General features: G+C 68.4%; 17 protein-coding genes, 1 pseudogene and 1 riboswitch. Of the genes and pseudogenes, 6 read left to right on the forward strand and 12 right to left on the reverse strand.

What is annotated here, in order from left to right; genetic code table 11:
- Positions 1-4: 4 nt before the first annotated feature.
- Positions 5-1,069 (reverse strand): M23 family metallopeptidase, encoded by a 1,065-nt coding sequence (locus E0500_RS08585; protein WP_131558498.1) that lies wholly within the window; start codon positions 1,067-1,069, stop codon positions 5-7.
- Between the two features lie 262 nt (positions 1,070-1,331).
- Positions 1,332-4,775: a thiol reductant ABC exporter subunit CydD gene (gene cydD, locus E0500_RS08590; RefSeq protein WP_258573215.1), complete on the reverse strand. Its 3,444-nt coding sequence runs from the start codon at positions 4,773-4,775 to the stop codon at positions 1,332-1,334.
- Here cydD and E0500_RS43625 point away from each other — a divergent pair.
- Positions 4,680-4,907, forward strand: a complete 228-nt coding sequence (locus E0500_RS43625) for a hypothetical protein (RefSeq protein ID WP_258573620.1) — start codon at positions 4,680-4,682, stop codon at positions 4,905-4,907. The genes cydD and E0500_RS43625 overlap by 96 nt on opposite strands.
- Before the next feature lie 28 nt (positions 4,908-4,935).
- Here E0500_RS43625 and cydB read toward each other — a convergent pair whose 3' ends face one another.
- The 3 genes from cydB to hisC form a co-directional block, all read right to left on the reverse strand.
- On the reverse strand, positions 4,936-5,940 hold the full coding sequence (gene cydB, locus E0500_RS08595) for a cytochrome d ubiquinol oxidase subunit II (RefSeq protein ID WP_131558495.1): 1,005 nt from the start codon (positions 5,938-5,940) through the stop codon (positions 4,936-4,938).
- A gap of 20 nt (positions 5,941-5,960) precedes the next feature.
- Positions 5,961-7,469, reverse strand: a complete 1,509-nt coding sequence (locus E0500_RS08600; RefSeq protein ID WP_131558493.1) for a cytochrome ubiquinol oxidase subunit I — start codon at positions 7,467-7,469, stop codon at positions 5,961-5,963.
- Between the two features lie 563 nt (positions 7,470-8,032).
- On the reverse strand, positions 8,033-9,112 hold the full coding sequence (hisC, locus tag E0500_RS08605; RefSeq protein ID WP_131558491.1) for a histidinol-phosphate transaminase: 1,080 nt from the start codon (positions 9,110-9,112) through the stop codon (positions 8,033-8,035).
- Between the two features lie 417 nt (positions 9,113-9,529).
- On the opposite strand from hisC, the gene E0500_RS08610 reads away from it, so the two are divergent.
- The 3 genes from E0500_RS08610 to E0500_RS08620 all read left to right on the forward strand — a co-directional run bounded on the left by E0500_RS08610 (position 9,530) and on the right by E0500_RS08620 (position 13,025).
- Positions 9,530-10,642 carry a LacI family DNA-binding transcriptional regulator gene (locus E0500_RS08610; protein ID WP_131558489.1) on the forward strand — a complete coding sequence of 371 codons (1,113 nt, stop codon included), beginning with the start codon at positions 9,530-9,532 and terminating at the stop codon, positions 10,640-10,642.
- Between the two features lie 221 nt (positions 10,643-10,863).
- Positions 10,864-11,958, forward strand: a complete 1,095-nt coding sequence (locus tag E0500_RS08615; RefSeq protein ID WP_309505212.1) for a metallophosphoesterase — start codon at positions 10,864-10,866, stop codon at positions 11,956-11,958.
- A gap of 194 nt (positions 11,959-12,152) precedes the next feature.
- Positions 12,153-13,025: a hypothetical protein gene (locus E0500_RS08620; protein WP_131558485.1), complete on the forward strand. Its 873-nt coding sequence runs from the start codon at positions 12,153-12,155 to the stop codon at positions 13,023-13,025.
- A gap of 313 nt (positions 13,026-13,338) precedes the next feature.
- Here E0500_RS08620 and E0500_RS43630 read toward each other — a convergent pair.
- The 3 genes and pseudogenes from E0500_RS43630 to thiC form a co-directional block, all read right to left on the reverse strand.
- Positions 13,339-13,449 (reverse strand): annotated as a pseudogene (locus tag E0500_RS43630) (thiamine biosynthesis protein ThiC); the annotation flags it as partial.
- Between the two features lie 10 nt (positions 13,450-13,459).
- The gene (locus tag E0500_RS08625) at positions 13,460-13,984 is read right to left on the reverse strand and encodes a hypothetical protein (RefSeq protein ID WP_131558483.1); all 525 of its coding nucleotides are present in this window, start codon (positions 13,982-13,984) and stop codon (positions 13,460-13,462) included.
- A 327-nt stretch (positions 13,985-14,311) separates the two neighbouring features.
- The gene (gene thiC / locus E0500_RS08630; protein ID WP_131558481.1) at positions 14,312-16,159 is read right to left on the reverse strand and encodes a phosphomethylpyrimidine synthase ThiC; all 1,848 of its coding nucleotides are present in this window, start codon (positions 16,157-16,159) and stop codon (positions 14,312-14,314) included.
- A riboswitch (TPP riboswitch) is annotated at positions 16,153-16,309 on the reverse strand. (Overlaps the previous gene by 7 nt.)
- Positions 16,310-16,380: 71 nt before the next feature.
- Between thiC and E0500_RS08635 the strand changes: the two genes are divergently transcribed.
- Positions 16,381-17,913, forward strand: a complete 1,533-nt coding sequence (locus E0500_RS08635) for a YibE/F family protein (protein ID WP_165934835.1) — start codon at positions 16,381-16,383, stop codon at positions 17,911-17,913.
- A gap of 65 nt (positions 17,914-17,978) precedes the next feature.
- On the opposite strand, the gene E0500_RS08640 is transcribed toward E0500_RS08635, so the two are convergent.
- The 4 genes from E0500_RS08640 to E0500_RS08655 all read right to left on the reverse strand — a co-directional run bounded on the left by E0500_RS08640 (position 17,979) and on the right by E0500_RS08655 (position 20,397).
- On the reverse strand, positions 17,979-18,416 hold the full coding sequence (locus E0500_RS08640; protein ID WP_131558479.1) for an SsgA family sporulation/cell division regulator: 438 nt from the start codon (positions 18,414-18,416) through the stop codon (positions 17,979-17,981).
- A gap of 98 nt (positions 18,417-18,514) precedes the next feature.
- Positions 18,515-19,312: a helix-turn-helix domain-containing protein gene (locus E0500_RS08645; RefSeq protein WP_309505000.1), complete on the reverse strand. Its 798-nt coding sequence runs from the start codon at positions 19,310-19,312 to the stop codon at positions 18,515-18,517.
- 390 nt (positions 19,313-19,702) lie between these two features.
- Positions 19,703-19,915, reverse strand: coding sequence for a DUF5326 family protein (locus E0500_RS08650; RefSeq protein WP_131558477.1), 213 nt, complete (start codon positions 19,913-19,915; stop codon positions 19,703-19,705).
- A 164-nt stretch (positions 19,916-20,079) separates the two neighbouring features.
- Positions 20,080-20,397, reverse strand: a complete 318-nt coding sequence (locus tag E0500_RS08655; protein ID WP_131558566.1) for a cupin domain-containing protein — start codon at positions 20,395-20,397, stop codon at positions 20,080-20,082.
- A gap of 61 nt (positions 20,398-20,458) precedes the next feature.
- Here E0500_RS08655 and E0500_RS08660 point away from each other — a divergent pair, with 61 nt between their 5' ends.
- A complete protein-coding gene (locus E0500_RS08660) occupies positions 20,459-20,836 on the forward strand; it encodes a phage holin family protein (RefSeq protein WP_131558475.1) in 378 nt (125 codons plus the stop codon).
- Position 20,837 lies beyond the last annotated feature (1 nt).

The raw sequence follows: 20,837 nt of genomic DNA on the forward strand, positions 1-20,837 counted from the left end.
ACATCTAGAGCTTCACACCGTGCTTCAGCAGCCACGGCACCGGATCGACCCCGGACCCCAGCTCCGGTGTGCTCCGTACCTCGAAGTGCAGGTGCGGACCGGTGGAGTTGCCGGTCGTGCCCGCCTGTCCGATCCACTGGCCAGGAGCCACCCGCTCGCCCGGGTTGACGGCGACGGCGGCGAGGTGGGCGTACTGCGTGTAGTCACGGTCGGTGTGCCGGACGACGATCTGGATGCCGAAGGCGCCCCCGCAGGACACCCCCACGACCCGTCCCTGCCCGACTGCCCGTACCGGTGTTCCGATGGGCACCGCGAAGTCCTGCCCTGTGTGCCGGCTCGCCCAGCGCGCACCGCTTCCGCCGAAGCGCGCGGAGAGTGCGTACCGTTCCACAGGCGCGACCCACCCGCGCTTGGAACCCCTGTCCGGCTGGTCCAGCCGGGTGGCCTTCCGGCAGGCACCGGCTGCCGCCGAAGCGTCCGCCTGTCTCTGGAGCCTCCATTGCGCGTCTTCGAGCTTCTTCTCGATCGCCCGCTTCTTCTTGGCGAGTTCGGCGTTCCGCCGTTGAAGCTTCCGCGACTCGGCGGCCGCCTGCTTCTCGTCGGCCGCGAGCCGCGCCTCCGCGCGGAGGCTCCTGGCCACCCTCTGGTCGATCGCCAGGTCCGTCTGCCACACGACCCGGTGGCCGCGCATAAGCTCCTCGGGAGTGTCCGCGAGCAGCAGACGCATGGTGGAGGGCAGTCCCCCGCCCCCGCGGTACCGGGCACGTGCGATCCGTCCGAGGTCCTTGTGCAGCGCCTTGACCTGCTGCCGCTCGCGCGCCAGGAGCTTCTGCAGCCGCTGTGCCTCCGCCCGCCGCACCTTGGCTTCGCGCCGCACCCGTTCGTACTGCTGCGTCGTCGCGGCCGCCTCCTGGTACAGCCGCGCCACCCGGGGGCCGGGCTCGGAGGCACCGGAGGCCTGCACGCCCCGGCTGTCGCCCTCGGCAGCCGTCGGCTGCGCGACGAGGACCACGCAGGCGCACAACAGCGCCGGGACGAGCAATGAGTGACGTCGACAAGATGAACGCATGCCAGCGATCGTGGCGCCCTCCGAGACGCGAGGTCCTGTTCGAGTCGTACGGCTGGGGGATCGGGTGCCACGAATGGACCAGGCACGCTGAGCCGAACAGGGGACCGAAACGAGGGATTCCCGCACGGCGGCTTGCCAGCGGACGTGTGCGCACTCCTCACGCGACGTCCCGGCACCTTCGCGACCGCCGGCCCGCCGCGCCCGCCGGCCCGTCGCCCGCCGCCCTCCGGCCCATCGCCATCGCCATCGCCAGTCGCGACCGTCAGCGTCCCTGCGCGCCGGCCAGCAGCTCCCCCGCCCTCTCCCGCTCCACCATCGCCCGCAACGCGCCGTCCTCCGCGGCCAGTGCCGCGAAGGGACCCCTCTGCACGACGCGCCCTTCCGTGAGAACGACGACCTCGTCCACGACCTCCAGCCCGGCCAGTCGATGGGTGATCAACAGCGTCGTACGGCCCTCGGTCGCGGCCAGCAGGTCCGCGGTGAGCGCGTCGGCGGTCGCCAGATCGAGGTGTTCCGAGGGCTCGTCCAGGACGAGAACGGGGAAATCGGCGAGCAGGGCACGAGCCAGGGCAAGCCTCTGGCGCTGGCCGCCGGACAGCCGCGCCCCGTGCTCACCGATGAGGGTGTCGAGCCCGTCCGGCAGTCCGTCGACCCAGTCCAGAAGCCGCGCCCGTTCGAGCGCGTCCCGCAACTCCGCCTCCGTGGCGTCCTTTCGGGCCAGCAGCAGGTTCTCACGCACGGAGCTGTCGAAGAGGTGCGCGTCCTGGGCACACAGCCCGACGAGTCGCCGTACGGCATCCCCTTCGAGCGCATAGACGTCCACTCCTCCGAGTGTGTACGTCCCCTCATGCGCGTCCAGGAACCGCAACAGCACCTGCGCGAGTGTCGTCTTGCCCGATCCCGAGGGGCCGACCACGGCGATCCTGCGGCCCTGGTCGAGGGTGAGGTCGATCCCGGCGAGCGCGTCCCGGTCCTGCTCGGCATGCCGGGCGGCGAGCCCCCTGAGAACGAGAGGGAACGGCGACTGCGGAACGGGCACGGGCTGTTCGGGCTCGCGTACGGGATCGGGGGCGTCCACCACCTCGTACACACGCTCCGCGCTCTTGCACACCCGCTGCCGGAACTGCACGGCGAGAGGCAGGCCCATGACGGCCTCGAAGGCGGCGAGCGGAGTGAGGACGACTACGGCCATCACGACTCCGCCGAGCCGGCCGTCGGCGACCGCCTGCGCCCCCACGAACGCGGTGGCGGCCACGGTGAGCCCGGTGACGAGTGCGGTGAGCCCGTCGCCCAGCGCGGTGGCGGTAGCGGCACGGGACGCGATCCGGGTCAGCTCGGCGTCGGCCCGACGCGCCTCGGCGGTACGTGTGCGCAAGGCGCCCGCCACCGTCAGTTCGGCGGTCCCGGTGAGCAGATCGGCCACACGGGTGGCCAGCGTGCCGCGGGCGGGGGCGAGCCGGCGTTCGGCGCGCCGCGCCACGGCTCCGGTGACCAACGGAACCCCGGCACCGGCCACGAGCAGTCCCAGGGCGAGTACGGCACCGGCCTCGGGCAGCAACCATGCGGTGAACCCGACAGAGGCGACCGACACCACGATCGCGGCCCCGGCCGGCAGGAGCCACCGCACCCAGTAGTCCTGCAGCGCGTCCACATCCGCGACCAGCCGCGAGAGCAGGTCCCCGCGCCGGGTGCGCCGCAGGCCCGCGGGCGCCAGCCGCTCCAGCCGCCGGTAGACGGCCACCCGGGTGTCGGCCAGCATCCGCAGCACGGCGTCGTGCGACACGAGCCGCTCCGTGTACCGGAACACCGCCCGCCCGATCCCGAACGCCCGTGTGGCCGTCACGGCGACCATCAGATACAGCACCGGCGGCTGCTGGGACGCCCGCGAGATGAGCCAGCCGGAGGTCGCCATGAGGCCGACGGCACTGCCGAGTGCGAGACTGCCCAGCAGCAGGGCAAGCGCGAGGCGACCGCGACGAGGGCCGGCCATGGCACGGACGCGGGTCAGCACGGAGTGATGCCGTTCCAGCGGCAGCTCCTCCTCGCGAGTGAGGAGCGGGGTTGCATCCTCGGCTCGCATGTCCGTCCGTGACCCTCCGGTCCGCGGCGCAGAGGAAACCGTGGCGGTTGTCTCGGGCTCCAGCCGGACCACCCGATCAGCCACCTCCAGCAATGCCGGCCGGTGCACCACCAGCAGCACGGTCCGGCCGGCAGCGAGCCGCCGTACGGCGTCCACGACCTCCGCCTCGGTCTCCCCGTCGAGGGAAGCCGTCGGTTCGTCGAGCAGCAGGACGGGCCGGTCCGCGAGGAATGCCCGCGCCAGGGCCAGCCGTTGGCGCTGCCCGGCGGAGAGACCGGCGCCGTCCTCGCCCAGGGCCGTGTCGAGCCCGGCGGGCAGCGCGTCGACGAAGTCCAGCGCTCCCGCATCGGTGAGGGCCCGCCGCACGTCCCCGTCGTGCGCGTCCGGCCGCGCAAGTCGTACGTTCTCGGCGATGGTCCCGGCGTAGAGATGGGGCCGCTGCGGCACCCAGGCCACCCGTGAGCGCCACTCCTCCAGATCGAGGCCGGCCAGGTCGGCGCCCCCGATCCCTACCCGCCCCGCAGTCGGCTCCACGAAACCCAGCAGAACATTCAGCAGGGTGGACTTGCCCACACCGCTCGGCCCGACCAGAGCCACCGTTTCCCCGGGCGCGACCTCGAAGGTCACGTCCGCGACCGCGTCGTACGACCGACCCGGGTACCGGACGGTCACGCCCTCGAAGCGAACCCCGCCGTACGGCACGGGCAGCGAGCCGGAGGCCCGCACGGGCGTCTCCAGCACTTCGAAGATCTCCTCGGCCGCCGCGAGTCCCTCGGCGGCCGCGTGGAACTGTGCCCCCACCTGCCGCAGCGGCAGATACGCCTCAGGCGCGAGGACGAGGATCACCAATCCGATGTACAGGTCCATCTCGCCGTGCACGAGCCGCATCCCGATGGTCACCGCGACCAGCGCGACAGAGATCGTGGCAAGCAACTCCAGCGCGAAAGAGGACAGGAACGCGATCCGCAGCGTCCGCATGGTCGCTCGGCGGTACTCGCCAGTGATCCGCTTGATCGACTCGGCCTGCGCCTTGGCTCGGCCGAACACCTTGAGTGTCGGCAGCCCGGCGACCACGTCCAGGAAGTGCCCGGACAACCGAGACAGCAGCCGCCACTGTCGGTCCATCTGCGAGCGCGTGGCCCAACCGATCAGCACCATGAAGACGGGGATCAGCGGCAGCGTGCCGACGATGATGGCCGCCGACACCCAGTCTTCGGTGACGACGCGCGCGAGCACCGCCACGGGCACGACCACTGCGAGCCCCAACTGCGGCAGGTAGCGCGAGAAGTAGTCGTCGAGGGCGTCCACGCCCCTTGTGGCGAGGTTGATCAGCGAACCCGTGCGCTGCCCGCTCAACCAGCCGGGCCCCAGCGCGGCGGCCCGCTCCAGCAACCGCCCCCGCAACTCCGACTTCACCGCGGCACTCGCACGGTGCGCGGCGAGTTCGGTGAGCCAGGAGACCAGCGCCCGGCCACATGCGACGACGATCAACAGCAGCAGGGGGGTGCGCAGTTCGGAGGCACCCATCCCATGCTGGAAAGCACCGACCACCACTTCGGCAAGGAGCATCGCCTGCGCGATGACGAGAACAGCCCCGGCAACGCCCAGGCCGACAACCGCTCCCAGAAAGAGGCGGGTGGCACGGGCGTACCGGAGCAGTCGCGGGTCGATCGGTTTCACGTGAAACACACCCTCTTCTCAGCAGGCACGTTTCACGTGAAACATGCCCTTCGGCCCGGGGAGGTGTGTTTCACGTGAAACCGCGCAACACACCTCCCTGCCGGACTCAGTGCGCGGCGTCGGCGATGTGATGCGTACCGATGCGCTTACGGAACACCCAGTACGTCCAGCCCTGGTAGAGCAGCACGATCGGTGTGGCGATCCCCGCGCACCAGGTCATGATCTTCAAGGTGTACGGGCTCGACGAGGCGTTGGTGACCGTGAGGCTCCAGTCCGCGTTCAGCGAGGACGGCATGACGTTCGGGAACAGCACCAGGAAGAGCATCGCGACCGCCGCCACGATAGTGAGACCCGACAGTGCGAACGCCCAACCCTCACGGCCCACTTGAGCCGCCCCCAGCGCGGCAGCAAGCGAGGCCACCGCCACGATCAGTGCGACCAGCGACGTGTTGTCGCCCTTGTCGGCCTGCGTCCAGAGCAGGAAGACGAGCGCCAGCACGGCTGTCACCAAGCCGACGCGCAGCGCGAGCTTGCGCGCCCTTTCGCGGATGTTCCCCACAGTCTTGAGTCCGACGAACACCGTCCCGTGGAAGGTGAAGAGCGACAGTGTGACCAGACCGCCGAGGAGAGCGTACGGGTTGAGGAGGTCCGCGACGTTGCCCACGTACTCCAGGTCGGAGCCGATCTTCACCCCGCGCACGATGTTGGCGAAGGCCACACCCCAGAGGAACGCGGGGAGCAGCGAGGTCCAGAAGATCGCGGTCTCCCAGTTGCGCTGCCAGCTCTCCTCCGGCCTCTTCGCCCGGTACTCGAAGGCGACTCCGCGGACGATCAGACAGACCAGGATGAGCAGCAACGGCAGGTAGAAGCCGGAGAAGAGCGTGGCGTACCACTCGGGGAAGGCCGCGAAGGTGGCACCGGCCGCCGAGAGCAGCCAGACCTCGTTGCCGTCCCAGACGGGTCCGATGGTGTTGATGAGGACCCGCTTCTCCGGGCGGTTCCGGGCCAGCAGCTTGGTGAGGACGCCGACCCCGAAGTCGAAACCCTCCAGGAAGAAGTAGCCGATCCACAGGACCGCGATGAGGACGAACCAGACGTCGTGAAGTTCCATGACTGTGCAGCTCCCTCGGCCTAGTAGGAGAAGGCCATCGGCTTGTCGGCGTCACGGGAGTCTCCGCCGATCTTCGTGGGCGGGTTGAGATCGGCCTCGGTGAGCTCGGGCGGCCCGGCCTTGACGTACTTCGCGAGCAGCTTGACCTCGACGACGGCGAGGATTGCGTACAGCGTGGTGAACACGATCATCGAGGTGAGGACCTCGCCCTGCGAGACTCCGGGGGAGACCGCGTCGCGGGTGCGCAGCACGCCGTAGACGACCCAGGGCTGGCGGCCCATCTCGGTGAAGATCCAGCCCCAGGAGCTGGCGATCAGAGGGAAGCCCAGGGTGAGGAACGCGACGCGCCAGTACCACTTGGTGAGGGTCGGACCGAGGGCCTTCCCTGGCAGCAGCACGAGATGGGGCACCTCGTCATCGCCCACCCGCAGGTGCTGGGGCAGCAGGAACTTCTTGCGTGTCAGCCAGAGTCCGACCAGGCCGAGGGCGAAGGACGTCATGCCGAAGCCGATCATCCAGCGGAAGCCCCAGTAGGCGACGGGGATGTTGGGCCGGTAGTCACCGGGCCCGTATTTCTGCTGCTCGGACTTGTTGACGTCGTTGATGCCGGGGACGTGCGAGTCGAAGTCGTCGTTGGCGAGGAAGGACAGCAGACCCGGGATCTCGATGGCGACCTTGTTGTGGCCCTTGTCGACGTCTCCGTAGGCGAAGACCGAGAAGGGTGCGGGCGCCTGACCGTCCCAGAGGGCCTCGGCCGCCGCCATCTTCATCGGCTGCTGCTTGAACATGACCTTGCCGAGCAGGTCGCCGCTGATCGCGGTGAGCATGCCGGCTATGACCACGGTGACCAGGCCGAGCCGCAGCGAGGTCTTCATCACCGGGATGTGCTTCTTGCGGGCCAGATGGTAGGCGGCGATGCCGACCATGAACGCGCCGCCGGTGAGGAAGGCAGCGGTGAGGGTGTGGAAGACCTGGGTCAGCGTGGTGTTCTGGGTCAGGACGAGCCAGAAGTCGGTCAGCTCGGCGCGGCCCTTCTGCTCGTTGATCCGGTAGCCGACCGGGTGCTGCATCCACGAGTTGGCCGCGAGGATGAAGTACGCGGACAGAATCGTGCCGATCGAGACCATCCATATACAGGCGAGGTGGATCTTCGGCGGCAACTTGTCCCAGCCGAAGATCCACAGGCCGATGAAGGTCGACTCGAAGAAGAAGGCGATCAGGGCCTCGAAGGCCAGCGGAGCACCGAAGACGTCGCCGACGAAGCGTGAGTAGTCGGACCAGTTCATGCCGAACTGGAACTCCTGCACGATGCCGGTGACGACACCCATCGCGATGTTGATCAGGAAGAGCTTGCCCCAGAACTTGGTGGCCCTGAGGTACTTCTCCTTCTGCGTGCGGACCCAAGCGGTCTGCAGTCCCGCGGTGAGCGCGGCGAGCGAGATCGTCAGGGGGACGAAGAGGAAGTGGTAGACGGTGGTGATGCCGAACTGCCATCGCGCCAGAGTCTCCGGCGCCAAAGCGATGTCCACGTCTTCTCCTTACATGCCGTGGTCATGGCGGCAGTTTCGCCCGTTGTGTCACCCATACCTCGGGAGCAACCGGGCAGCTTGTGAACGCGTTCACATTCACAAGCCATTATGCGGCATGCCGTTGCGGCGCCCCAAGGGGGGGTTCCCTCTTTGAGTCAACCCCCCTGCGGCAACTTCAACAGATTGGCCAATCCACGTCCCGTGCGCAGCACCGGGACGAAGCTGCAGCCCCCGGCGGCCGACTCGCCCTCACTGCCGGCCCGCGCCGGGCTCGCGGGGCAACGACCGCCTCTTCACAGGCCCGTGCAAGGTGCTGGGCCACGCCGACGCGACCCGCGTCTCCTTACGCCGCGCATGACGACGACCCGACCCGTGTGGAACTCGTCACACCTTGACAGCCCCAGAACCACCGGCGCCCAGCCCGCCACCCCACGCCACCACCGACGACGTCGCCCCGACACCAGCGTTGATGGCGTCGACCCGACGCCACCACGGACGACATCGACCCGACGCCCCGCCGACGGACCCTCTCAGTCGGCGGAGCGCCCTCGCAGTCGCCGACGCTACCGATCCTTGCGGAACGAGTCCGCAGCCTTCAGGAAGATGTCGTTCGCCTCGGGCTCGCCGATCGTCACGCGGGCGCCCTCACCGGGGAACGGCCGGACGACGGCGCCGGCCTGCTCGCACGCCGTGGCGAATTCGACCGTGCGATCGCCCAGGCGCAGCCATACGAAGTTCGCCTGGGTCTCGGGCACCGTCCAGCCCTGCGACCGCAGCCCCTCGGCGACGCGCGTACGCTCGCAGACCAGTGCGCCGACGCGGCCGAGGAGTTCGTCCTCCGCGCGGAGCGAGGCGATGGCCGCCTCCTGGGCGAGCTGACTCACTCCGAACGGCACGGCCGTCTTGCGCAGGGCGGCCGCCACCGGCTCGTGGGCGATCGCGAAGCCCACCCGGAGCCCGGCGAGGCCGTACGCCTTGGAGAAGGTGCGCAGCACGCAGACGTTCGGCCGCTCGCGGTAGAGCTCGACCCCGTCCGGGACGCCGGTGTCGCGGATGAACTCCCGGTACGCCTCGTCCAGGACCACCAGCACATCGCCCGGCACCCGGTCGAGGAACCGCTCGAGCTCGGCCCGGCGGACCACCGTGCCCGTCGGGTTGTTGGGGTTGCAGACGAAGATCAGCCGCGTCCGGTCGGTGATCGCGTCCGCCATCGCGTCCAGGTCGTGCACCTCGCCCGGCGTCAGCGGCACCTGCACGGAGGTGGCCCCGCTGACCTGCGTGATGATCGGATACGCCTCGAAGGACCGCCAGGCGTAGATCACCTCGTCGCCGGGACCGGAGGTCGCCTGGAGCAGTTGCTGGGCCACGCCGACCGAGCCCGTGCCCGTGGACAGATGGGATACCGGCACCCCGAAGCGGTCCGCCAGCTCGTTCATCAGGGCCGTGCACATCATGTCCGGGTACCGGTTGAAGGAACCGGCCGCCGCCATCACGCTCTCCAGCACGCCGGGCAGCGGCGGGTAGGGGTTCTCGTTGGAGGACAGCTTGTAGGCCACGGGGCCACCCGCAGCGGCGGGCTTGCCGGGCTTGTAGGTGGGGATCCCGTCCAGCTCGGCTCGCAGCTTGGGGCTCGTCTCGCTCACCGCAGTCCTCCTCGTCGACACCTAATGATCCTCACTTTATGAGGATTCGGCCCCACTGCGAACGGCCTGTGGACAACCCCTTGCCTCCCCGTCCCCTACGCCTCCAACGGTCACGCACGTCGCACAGTGATCACCGCACGAAGGCGTACGAAACGGGGGGCGCGCCGCTCTCAACCACACGCGCCGGTGGCTCGCGCCGTGGCGCGCATCCCTCGTGAAGGTGAGTTGAGACCTCTTCGAGACGTGAGCTACTTGGCAGGCCCGTGCGCGCCGACAAGTCACCTACTGATATTCGTTGGGTCAAGTCCCTTGTGTTCCAAGGTAATTGATGGAGTTTGACCTTGCAGAAACGTACCTGTCAACGAGCGCATATGCGTCCGCACTACCCCACCGCATGAGCCCTACTATCGGCTCGCCATGACAGCAGCAGGGAAGCACCAGGTGAGCCGGGCAGACACTCCCCGCCGAGGCAGTCGGCCGGGCCGGGCGGGCATCAGAGACGTGGCCGCCGCAGCCGGGGTCTCCATCACGACCGTGTCCGACGCCCTCAACGGCAAGGGCCGGCTCCCGGACGCCACCCGACGCCATGTCCGTGAGGTCGCCGACCGGCTGGGCTACCGCCCGTCGGCCGCGGCCCGAACACTTCGTACCGGGAAGTCCGGGCTGATCGGCCTGACCGTGACCACGTACGGGGATGAACCTTTCACCTTCACCGAGTTCGCGTACTTCGCGGAAATGGCGCGGGCCGCCACCTCGGCCGCGCTCGCCCGGGGCTACGCCCTGGTCATCCTCCCCGCGACCTCGCGCCACGACGTGTGGTCGAACGTGGCCCTGGACGGCACCGTGGTCATCGATCCGTCCGACGAGGATCACGTGGTCGGCGAGCTGGTCCGCCAGGGATTACCGGTTGTCTCCGACGGCCGCCCGGCCGGCTCGCTCCCGGTCGCCGCGTGGGTCGACAACGACCACGAGGCCGCCGTCCTCGGCATCCTCGACCACCTGGCCGACGCCGGCGCCCGCCGGATCGGCCTCCTGACGGGCACCACGACCGACACGTACACCCACCTGTCCACGACCGCGTACCTGCGCTGGTGCGAGCGAGTCGGCCAGGATCCGGTGTACGAGGCCTATCCGGCGCACGATCCGTGCGCCGGAGCAGTGGCCGCCGACCGGCTGCTGGCCCGGCCCGACCGCCCGGACGCCGTCTACGGTCTCTTCGACCCGAACGGCACGGACCTGCTGGCCGCGGCCCGGCGATACGGCCTGCGCGTCCCCGAGGACCTGCTGCTGGTCTGCTGCAGCGAGTCCACCGTGTACGCCAGCACCGAGCCGCCCATCACCACGCTGTCCCTGAAACCGCGCCGGATCGGCACGGCGGTGGTCCAGCTCCTCATCGACGCCATCGAAGGAGTGAAGTCGGACCAGCCGGTTCAGCAGGTGATACCCACGGAGCTGATCGTGCGGACCTCTTCCGAGCGACGCTCGCCGCGCACGACCATCAGCCCGCCCCGGTCACCCGAGGAGGGGTGACCACCGATCGAGGATCCGGTGAGGGCCCTTCGAGGATCCGATGAGGAACTGGGCGGGGAAAGCCCCGCCCAATTCGGGAGAAAACCGTGGTGAACCGGGGTCCTGCGCCATTTCACCACCCCTGGGTCATCACATGGCGCGATCCGCATTCCTATGATGGGCGCACGACACCGCGGGCCGCCACGACCAGGCAGTCCGATCAGGTGCAGATGCGGGCGATGGTGGTGGAGGAGTCGATGACTCAGGGGGCCGGTCAGGGACCCGAGGTGCGGACGCCGACGGTGCGCGATTTTCGCGTACCCGCGTACGTCCACGAGGCCGGTCCCTACGCGCAGGACACACACCCGGGCGAGGTGGTCCCACCCCTCGACGACTCCGAGGACTATCCCGAGGGGTACACGCCCACCCAGCGCGATCTGCCAGTGATCAACCGGGGTGACACCGTTCTGGTCTCCGTCGTCCCCGAGGCCGCGGGGACCGCCCAGCCCGAGACCGGGCAGGGTCGCCTCTACGTCGTCGGAGATGTGCACGGCTACCTCGATCAGCTGGTCGCCGCGCTCCAGGAGAAGGGCCTCGTCGACGCCGAGGGCAACTGGTCCGCGGGCACCGCGCGGCTGTGGTTCCTGGGCGACTTCACCGACCGGGGCCCGGACGGCATCGGCGTCATCGACCTCGTGATGCGGCTGTCCGCCGAGGCGGCCGCAGCCGGCGGCTACTGCAAGGCCCTCATGGGCAACCACGAACTGCTGCTGCTCGGTGCCAAGCGGTTCGGCGACACCCCCGTCAACTCCGGCGCGGGCACCGCCACCTTCCACGCCGCCTGGCTGCTCAACGGCGGCCAGAAGACCGACATGGACCGCCTCCAGGACCACCATCTTCAGTGGATGGCCCGGCTGGACGCCATGGAGCTGGTCGACGGCCACCTGCTGGTGCACTCCGACACCACCGCCTATCTCGACTACGGCGACTCCATCGAGGCGGTCAACGACACCGTCCGCGAGACCATCGCCCGCAACGACGCGGACGAGGTCTGGGACCTCTTCCGCAAGTTCACCAAGCGCTTCTCCTTCCGCGACGAGGGCGGCGCCGACGCCGTCCGCTCCCTCCTCGACGTCTACGGCGGCACGCGCATCGTCCACGGCCACAGCCCCATCCCGTACCTCCTGGGCGAGGTCGGCTCGGAGGACGGCGAGGACGAGTCGGGGCCCGTGGTCGACGGACCGCACATCTATGCGGACGGACTGGCCATCGCCATGGACGGCGGAGTGACCATGGCCGGAAAGCTGCTGGTCCAGCAACTGCCGTTGGACAGCTGAACGTTCTCCGGGCACGTGTCCCCCCACGGAGCACCGCAGAAGAACTGTGCTGGCCAGGGGCCATTTTCTGGAAACCCCCTGTCACCGCGTACCTTCATCGCTCTACCATCGGCTTATCCGTAGCAGGCTCCCCTCCGTTTCTGCCCGACGGCTCGTCAGCATGCCGAGCCACAAGCCCTACGGAGCATCGGGGGATGCACATGAACAGCGTTCCGCAGCACCTGCCGAGCGAGGACCGCCAAGATTTCGAGCGGATCCTCGGCAAGGCGCTGCGCTCCGCACCACACCGCCCGGAACTCGCCGCAGTCGGCCGGCGGCTCAACCCGGAGCAGCTGCGCACCATGGCGCTCAACGCCACCGGGCTCATCACAGCTGCCGCGGCGACCGAATACGACTACTACGTCAAGGTCCGCGAGGAACTGCGCCATCCGGCGCCGTCCAACCCGTCGTCCCGCGAAGGCACCTCCGGCTCGGCCGAGCCGGGCGGCACCGCGGTGGGGCTCGCGACCACCATGGGGGAGACCACCGAGACGGCCGGGGCGGGCGCCGGAGCCATCGTCGCCGTCCTCGCTCCCGTCCTTGCCGGTACCGCCGCGGCGATCTTCCTGCTCGTGGGGTACGTCCTGCAGATGCTCGACCCCGAGCCGGGCATCGCCCAGACCCTCACCACGACCGGGTGGGTCTTCGGGGCGATCACGGCGGCCGCCATCCTCGTGGCCGCAGTCGGCCTCCTCCTCACCGCCCTGCGCAACGGCGCCACCTCGTTGGACGCCGGAGCCCAGGGTGAGTTGAACGACGAGGTGACCCGGGCGAGGGAAGCGTGGCTGGAGGCCCTGCTGGAGCGCGGCATCATGCCGTTCTTCCGCGAGGCCCTCACCGACCCGGGCGCCACCGCCATGGGCCCCACAGTCCCGTCCACCCCGCCCAGCCGCATCCCGAACCTCGGCTACAACCGTCCGGGCTTCAGCAGCCCCGAGGGCGGCCCCGGCGCGGGCCGCCGCCCCGGCTTCTCCAGCCCGGACTTCACGAGCCCGGACTTCGGAGGACCGGACAACCAGCCGGAGTGACGCACCGGGAACCGCCATGCCGGAGCCGCACTCCGGCCCCGGCGGCCTCCCGGAGCATCGCTCCCGCCATGGGCCAGGACCGATCCACGAGCCGGCCTGTGAAGCCGGCCGAGCGAAACGCCTCCGCCGAAGAAGAACCGCACTGGGGTGAGGGCAGCGGCACGGCCGGGTTTCCCGGACACACGCCCGAACAACCCCTTGCCCAGTTCTCTCCCCATCATGAAGCCCCTCCCTCTGAGAGAGCCGAAGAGCTGTCTTCCTCCGCTCTCAGGGAAGCGATGCCCCGGAGAGCCGGGGCATCGAACCCCGCGGCTCAGTCCGCGATCGGCAGATACACCAGGTTCCCACTCGCCGCGAACTCCTTCGACTTCTGCACCATGCCCGCCTCGATCCCGGCCCGGGATCCGCCGTGTTCGCGGCGGATTCACACGACACTAGGCCGATTTATGTGAGTTTATATTTCGTTGGTTACTGATCAGCGAAAGGAATCCCTGAGCCCCCACCACAAAACCAACGAAGGAAGCAACCAAGAGAAGCAGGATCACAAAGGCGAAGAACGTTGAGTGAGGGAAAACCCAGCCACCGACGAGAGACACAGAGAACCCGCCCCCGCAAATGGAAAAGCCCACTCCGACGCGCTTTCTTATCCTTGCGCGCTCTGCAACCAGAGCATCCCACCGCCGATTCCACGCCTCTTGGTGCGCCCGTCTCTTAGACTCCGCCAGCTCCCGCCGGTTGCGCTCCTCCGCCTCACGGCGCTCAACTTTCTCCCGCTCTTCAGCATCCAAGCGCTCTTGCATACGGCGGTAGTAGGAAACTGCTTCTTCAGGCATTTGGGCGCCGATGTTGATATCGCCGAAATCACGCCCTTGAAACACCGGCCCGTCGACTTGCCCACTCAAGTCATTAGTGGTCCTGTCCCCCGGGCCGTGGCCCTTTCCATTCCCGTGCTCTGCCATGAATCAACAGTATCGCCGAATCGGGGGACCCCTCCATCGATCGCGGGAGGTTAGATGACGCTGCCACCGAACGACGCCGACAGGAGGTGCGGAGTGCCGCTGCCTGAGAACGGCGCACCGTGGCCTCCGCCGCAGTTCGCGGCCGAATGCCCGCGCGATGCGCGTCGATGACGCCTGGCACTCCGGCGATCGTGACCGCCTGTCGCGCGTGTACCGCGAGCAGGTTGGCTCCAGCAGTTCAGCGGCCCGCGTCAAGGAAGACACGGTGGTCCGTGCTACCGACTTGCCCTTGGGGCATTTCGAAGCACGGACCGCCCGCAGCGAGGCTCAGTCAGCGATCGGCAGGTACACGCGATTCCCCGCCTCCGCGAACTCCTTCGACTTCTGCAGCATCCCCTCAGCGATCTCCTCGGGCGACGCCCCCTCAGCCGCCGCACCACCGAACCGCTCTGTGATGCTTTTACTAATTTTCATCGAACAGAATTTTGGGCCGCACATGGAGCAGAAGTGAGCCGTCTTGGCGGGTTCTGCGGGAAGCGTCTCGTCGTGGAACTCGCGGGCCGTGTCGGGATCGAGGGCCAGGTTGAACTGGTCCTCCCAGCGGAACTCGAAGCGGGCGTCCGACAGCGCGTCGTCCCACTCCTGTGCGCCCGGGTGTCCCTTGGCGAGGTCCGCCGCATGGGCCGCGATCTTGTAGGTGATGACGCCCGTCTTGACGTCGTCACGATGGGGCAGGCCCAAGTGCTCCTTGGGCGTGACGTAGCAGAGCATCGCTGTGCCCCACCACGCGATCATCGCGGCACCTATGCCCGAGGTGATGTGGTCGTACGCCGGCGCGACGTCGGTGGTCAGCGGGCCGAGCGTATAGAACGGCGCTTCATCGCAGATCTCCTGCTGAAGGTCGATGTTCTCCTTGATCTTGTGCATCGGGACGTGCCCCGGGCCCTCGATCATGGTCTGTACGTGGAAACGCTTCGCGACCCGGTTCAGTTCCCCGAGAGTGCGGAGCTCCGCGAACTGCGCCTCGTCGTTGGCGTCCGCGATCGAACCGGGCCGCAGGCCATCACCGAGCGAGTACGTGACGTCATATGTGGCGAGGATCTCGCACAGTTCCTCAAAGTTCTCGTACAGGAACGATTCCTTGTGGTGCGCCAGGCACCACGCCGCCATGATCGAGCCGCCGCGCGAGACGATGCCGGTCTTGCGGTTGGCCGTCAGCGGTACATACGGCAGGCGCACGCCCGCGTGGACCGTCATGTAGTCCACACCCTGCTCGGCCTGCTCGATGACCGTGTCCTTGTAGATCTCCCAGGTCAGTTCCTCGGCCTTGCCGTCGACCTTCTCCAGCGCCTGGTAGAGCGGCACCGTGCCGATGGGGACGGGGGAGTTGCGCAGCACCCACTCGCGCGTGGTGTGGATGTTGCGACCCGTGGACAGGTCCATGACCGTGTCGGCGCCCCAACGGGTCGCCCAGGTCATCTTCTCGACCTCCTCCTCGATGGAGGACGTGACCGCCGAGTTGCCGATATTGGCGTTGACCTTGACCAGGAACCGCTTGCCGATGATCATCGGCTCGATCTCGGGGTGGTTCACGTTCGCGGGCAGCACGGCCCGGCCCGCCGCGATCTCCTCGCGAACGACCTCGGGCAGGACGTTCTCCCGGAGGGCCACGAACTCCATCTCGGGCGTGATCTCCCCGCGCCGCGCGTATGCGAGCTGCGTCACAGCCTTGCCGTCACGGCTCCGGCGCGGCTGCCTCGGCCGCCCCGGGAACACCGCGTCGAGATTGCGCAGCCCACCCCGCGGTGATGTGTGCTTGATCCCGTCGTCTTCGGGGCGGGCGGGACGGCCCGCGTACTCCTCGGTGTCGCCGCGAGCGAGGATCCAGTTCTCGCGGAGAGCGGGGAGCCCCCTGCGAACATCGGTATCGAGGCTCGGATCGGTGTACGGACCGGAGGTGTCGTACAAGGTGACCGACTGCCCGTTGGTGAGGTGCACCTGACGGACCGGCACCCGCAAGTCAGGGCGTGATCCCCCGACGTACGCCTTGTGCCAGCCGATGGGCTTCCCCTCCTCCTCCGGCATTTCGCCCTGAGATACGGCGAACACCCCGTTCGCCTGGTTGGAGATGTTCGTCTGGCTGGAGACAGGTGTGCGTGCGTCCTTGTTGGTCATGAGACCGAACTCCCTACGCCGGCATTACCCGGTAACAGGTTCAGCGGTCGACGCAGCGGTTTCCGCCCGGCGATGTTCCACGTGAAACATCGCGTCTGCGGAGGTCAGCGCCCTCTCAGCCCGGTGCTCCGAGCTCCCGCGTGTGCAAAGGTGCCTCTACGCTAGCGGCAGATGTGGCGCGGTGAACAGTGGACTCCCGCCGTTCTTGCGATGATCGGTCGGTGACCAGGATGCGACAGCCCCCGCTCCCACCCTCGGAGCCCTCACGCGGACATGGCCCTGGACGCGGCCATGAACGCGGCCCTGATGGCGGGCATGGCTCCGGTGCCGGACATGGATCCGGTGGCGGCTGGGGCCCCGACGGAGGTCACGGTGCCGGTGATGACGGTCACGGGCCCCATGGTGGACAGGGGCAAGGGCAAGGGCACGGCCCGGGTTCCAGCGGGAGCCACGGGCACTCCCACAGCCACGGCCCCGCCGCCCCCGTCTCCCGGCACCTGCGCAAGGTCATCGCCGCGGTGCTCATCCCCTTCGCGACGGCGGTCGTCGTGGGCCTCGTGGTGCTCTGGCCCGGCGGCGCCCCACCGCACGAGCGCACCGGCGTCGGCTTCGACCGGCAGACACAACAGGCCACGGTCACCAAGGTCGAGGAGCTGGACTGCAAGTCCGTGAACGCCTCGGGGACACCCCCGACCGGCGACACATCGACCGCCGAGGGTTCATCCGCTCAGCAGCAGGAAAACGGCACCTGCAAGAAGGCGACGATCACGGTCGACACCGGCAAGGACAAGGGCCGCACCTTCACCGAGATCGTCCAGCCGGATCAGTCACGCCAGCTGGAGCAGGGCCAGGAGGTCGTGGTCGCGTACGAACCCTCGGCGCCCAAGGACCTGCAGTACTCGGTCACCGACGTGAATCGGAAGTTCCCGATGGTGCTGCTCGCCGGGATCTTCGCACTCGCCGTCGTGGCGGTGGGCCGATTGCGCGGTGTCATGGCGCTGGTCGCGCTCACCATCAGCTTCCTGGTGCTGACGTTCTTCATCCTTCCCGCCATCCTGCAGGGCTCGAATCCGCTGGTCGTGGGCGTGGTCGGAGCGAGCGCCATCATGCTGATCGCGCTCTACATGTGCCACGGCCTCTCCGCCCGCACCTCGGTTGCCGTGCTCGGCACCCTGGTCTCGCTGCTGCTGATCGGTGTGCTCGGCTCGCAGTTCATCGGCTGGGCCTCACTGACCGGCAACACGGACGACAACACAGGCCTGATCCACGGCCTCTACCCGTCGATCGACATGAGCGGTCTGCTGCTCGCGGGCGTCATCATCGGTTCACTCGGTGTGCTCGACGACGTGACGGTGACACAGACCTCGGCGGTCTGGGAGCTGCACGAGGCCAATCCGTCGATGGGCTGGCGCGGCCTGTACCGCGCAGGCATCCGCATCGGCCGCGACCACATCGCTTCGGTCGTCAACACGCTCGTCCTCGCCTACGCGGGTGCCGCTCTGCCCCTGCTGCTGCTCTTCTCGATCGCGCAGAGCAGCGTCGGCACGGTGGCCAACAGCGAGCTGGTCGCCGAGGAGATCGTCCGTACGCTCGTCGGCTCGATCGGCCTTGTGGCCTCGGTTCCGGTGACCACTGCCCTGGCCGCGCTGGTGGTCTCGGCCGATCGCCCGACTCCTCAGCCGGCGGCGGCAATGACACCGGCGGCGGCAGCGACACCGGCACGCACCGGGAGGGGGCGCCGCCGCAAGCAGTGACACCGGCATACGAAGTCCCCGCAGCGTGCACGCAGAAGCGTTACGGCACCCCCAAGGCGCGCGGCTCAGCCCGCGCTCTGCTCCTCCGCGAGGATGCGGTCCAGAGCCTCGTCGAGGTGCGTCTCGAAGTCGGCGAGGGAACGCTCCTGCCCGAGCGGCACCAGTTTGTCCGTACGGTCCAGGAACGCCACGAGCGGCGCCGTGCCGGACCGGAACAGCGCCTGGTCACAGCCCACCTGAAGCCGGATCAACACCTCGCCCAACACCTCCGGATCGGCGGGCGCGATATGGACGTCACCGTCACCGCTCGGCCGCCCCACGCCGTCTACCAGCAGCTCTCGCCCGAATGCCCAGGTAACAGGGGCGTCTCCGGGGAGATGGAAGGTCAGCCGCACGGCATAGGGATCACACGTCTCGTACCGCAGCTCCACCGGGATCCGGAAGGAGAGCTCATCCGAGACGAGGAAGCTCATCATGACCTCTGCCTGTACTGACTCGCGCATTCGCCTACCTCGTCAGTTGCCATCGACGGGCCGGGAATCAGCCCTGACACTGCCCGCAGTTTGCTGAAAGTACACGAGAGATCACAAGGAGTGATTTTTCAGATGCTGATAGAGAGCGCGAGTGTCCCCAGTAGCCTTCCGATCTCGTCCTGCAACTGCCGTGCTGCGGGCAGCAGTCGGTCGGACTGATGGAGGGGCAGCGAAATGGCCATGGTCGCGGCGGTCGTTCCCAGCGTGAGGGGGATCGCGGCACAGACCGTCCCCAGCGCGTACTCCTGTCGCTCGACCACCGGTTCCATCCGTCCGATCCGGTTGAGGCGCCATGACAGGGCCTGCTCGTCACGCACCGTGTACGGAGTGATCGCCCGCACGGGATAGCGGTCGAGGTGATCGCTCCGCGCCTCCTCGCCGAGCTGCGACAGCAGACACTGCCCGACGGCGTGCGCATGCCCGGTCTCACGGAAGTCGGCCCACTCCTCGACCGCTGGATTTCCCGGGCTGTCGGCGACGCACATGACCTCGATCTCGCCCTCGCGGTAGACCGCGTAGTACACGGGGGCGCCGATGATGTCCCTCCAGTGCGCGAGGACGTCGCTCACCGTGCTGCGACGTTTCTGCTGCGCCCCGCTGCTGCTGAGCCGCTCGGCCGCCTCACCGAGGAAGAACAGCCCCTTGTCCCGGTGCAGATAGCCCTCGTGCGTCAGCGTGCGCAGCAGGTGGTACGCCGTGGGCAGGGCGAGTCCGGCGTCCCGGGCCAACTGCTTGGCAGGCGCCCCGTGCTGACGCGCGGCCACGGCCTCCAGCAGCCGCATCGCGCGCTGCACCGAGCCGATGAGAGTGGTGGGGTGCGTCTCCCCGGCCGGCGCCGGGGGAGGCTTCGGGGAGGGAAGGCGCACCGCCGTGGCTGTCGCGATGCGGGGCGAACGGGGCTCCGGCGGTCGGACGGGCGGCTCCCCGGGTGAGCTACGGGGCTGCACGGGGGGAGCCGGCGCTCTGGTGGGCGTCGTGGGCCGGGTCTGCGGATCGGCGGGTACGGTGTCAGCCGTGGCCAAGGGTCACTCCCGAAGCACGAGGAGGGCCGCCCGTGCGAGGGAACACGGGGGATGTGCGCCGCCCGCGGGGTCGCCCCCGCAGCGAGCTCCGGACTTTAACGGCCCGTCATCCCCCGCAGACGGCCCCGCCGGGAAACTTCCCTCCCCCGAGGGAACCTCGGGTTCCTGTTGGCACCTCGACCGTTACCGGCGGCTCACTCGGTTCCGTGTCACTGCACGCCGCACGCTGACGACTCACCAGTCGCTGCGCGACGACGAGCCCGCCATGAACTTCCGGACGACGTAGATCAGCCCGCCGACCAGAGCGACGAACACCAGCACCTTGAAGAGCAGGGCCACGACGACCTGCAGCACGCTCAATATCAGACTGCCGAACACGACCAGGGCGATGACCGGCACCGCGACCCACTTCACCCACCACGGCAATCCCGTGAAGATCTCCCGCATCGCCCTTGTCCTTACTCCGTCGCCTCCCGGGGCCCCGTGTTCGGGGCCTGCCTCCGGGTCCTGTGATGTCCTGCCTTCGATGCTAGGGCGGAACAGGGTGGCTCCGGGGGCCTCGCGCCCCTTGTCCATCCCTGATCGTTCCCCTAGGGAATCCCGGGGCCGCCTCAGCTCTCGGGCGGAGAGAACACCACCATGACCCGGAGGTCCTCGGTGATGTGATGGAACTTGTGGGCCACCCCGGCGGGCACGTACACGACGCTGCCGCGCGCCACCTGCGTCGTCTCCGTACCGACCGTGAGCGAGGCCCGGCCGCTCACGACGAAGTAGACCTCGTCCTGGTTGTGCGGATTCTGTGGGTCGTGTTCACCGGCGCCAAGCGCGTACAGACCGACCGACATGTTCCGCTCACGCAGAAACTGCAGGTAGGCACCGTCATTGGCGGCGCGCTCCGCCTCCAGTTCGTCCAGCCGGAATGCCTTCATTGCCCTTGTCCGCCCCTTGCCCCAGTGCTCGTGCCCGATCTCGTCTGCCACGATCAGACACATGAAGAATTTCGTAGTCAAGACGATCGCCAACGCGGGCGCCCTCGCGGTCGCCGTATGGGTCCTCGACAAGATCATTCTGACCGGTGACAGCACGGTCCAGAAAGTCGGGACGCTGCTGCTCGTAGCGCTCGTCTTCGGCTTGGTGAATGCCGTGGTCAAGCCCATAGTCAAGCTGCTCACCCTCCCCCTGTTCATCCTGACCCTCGGCTTGTTCACCCTGGTGGTCAACGCACTGATGCTGTTGCTCACCTCGTGGCTGGCCGACAAGCTCGACCTGAGTTTCCAGGTGGAGGGCTTCTGGACCGCGGTCCTGGGCGGCCTGATCATCTCGATCGTCTCCTGGGCCCTCCACTTCGCCCTACCCGACGAGGACTGAA

This window comes from Streptomyces sp. KM273126, assembly GCF_004337435.2.
Classification (GTDB): Bacteria; Actinomycetota; Actinomycetes; order Streptomycetales; family Streptomycetaceae; genus Streptomyces; species Streptomyces acidicola.

Bases quoted from the DNA above. Each gene is read 5' to 3' on its own strand.
- cydB (WP_131558495.1), bottom strand. From the start codon at position 5,940: ATGGAACTTCACGACGTCTGGTTCGTCCTCATCGCGGTCCTGTGGATC.
- E0500_RS08660 (WP_131558475.1), top strand. From the start codon at position 20,459: ATGAAGAATTTCGTAGTCAAGACGATCGCCAACGCGGGCGCCCTCGCG.
- thiC (WP_131558481.1), bottom strand. From the start codon at position 16,159: ATGACCAACAAGGACGCACGCACACCTGTCTCCAGCCAGACGAACATC.
- E0500_RS08585 (WP_131558498.1), bottom strand. From the start codon at position 1,069: ATGCGTTCATCTTGTCGACGTCACTCATTGCTCGTCCCGGCGCTGTTG.
- E0500_RS43625 (WP_258573620.1), top strand. From the start codon at position 4,680: ATGCTGGAAAGCACCGACCACCACTTCGGCAAGGAGCATCGCCTGCGC.
- E0500_RS08610 (WP_131558489.1), top strand. From the start codon at position 9,530: ATGACAGCAGCAGGGAAGCACCAGGTGAGCCGGGCAGACACTCCCCGC.
- E0500_RS08620 (WP_131558485.1), top strand. From the start codon at position 12,153: ATGCACATGAACAGCGTTCCGCAGCACCTGCCGAGCGAGGACCGCCAA.
- E0500_RS08640 (WP_131558479.1), bottom strand. From the start codon at position 18,416: ATGCGCGAGTCAGTACAGGCAGAGGTCATGATGAGCTTCCTCGTCTCG.
- E0500_RS08655 (WP_131558566.1), bottom strand. From the start codon at position 20,397: ATGAAGGCATTCCGGCTGGACGAACTGGAGGCGGAGCGCGCCGCCAAT.
- E0500_RS08650 (WP_131558477.1), bottom strand. From the start codon at position 19,915: ATGCGGGAGATCTTCACGGGATTGCCGTGGTGGGTGAAGTGGGTCGCG.
- E0500_RS08625 (WP_131558483.1), bottom strand. From the start codon at position 13,984: ATGGCAGAGCACGGGAATGGAAAGGGCCACGGCCCGGGGGACAGGACC.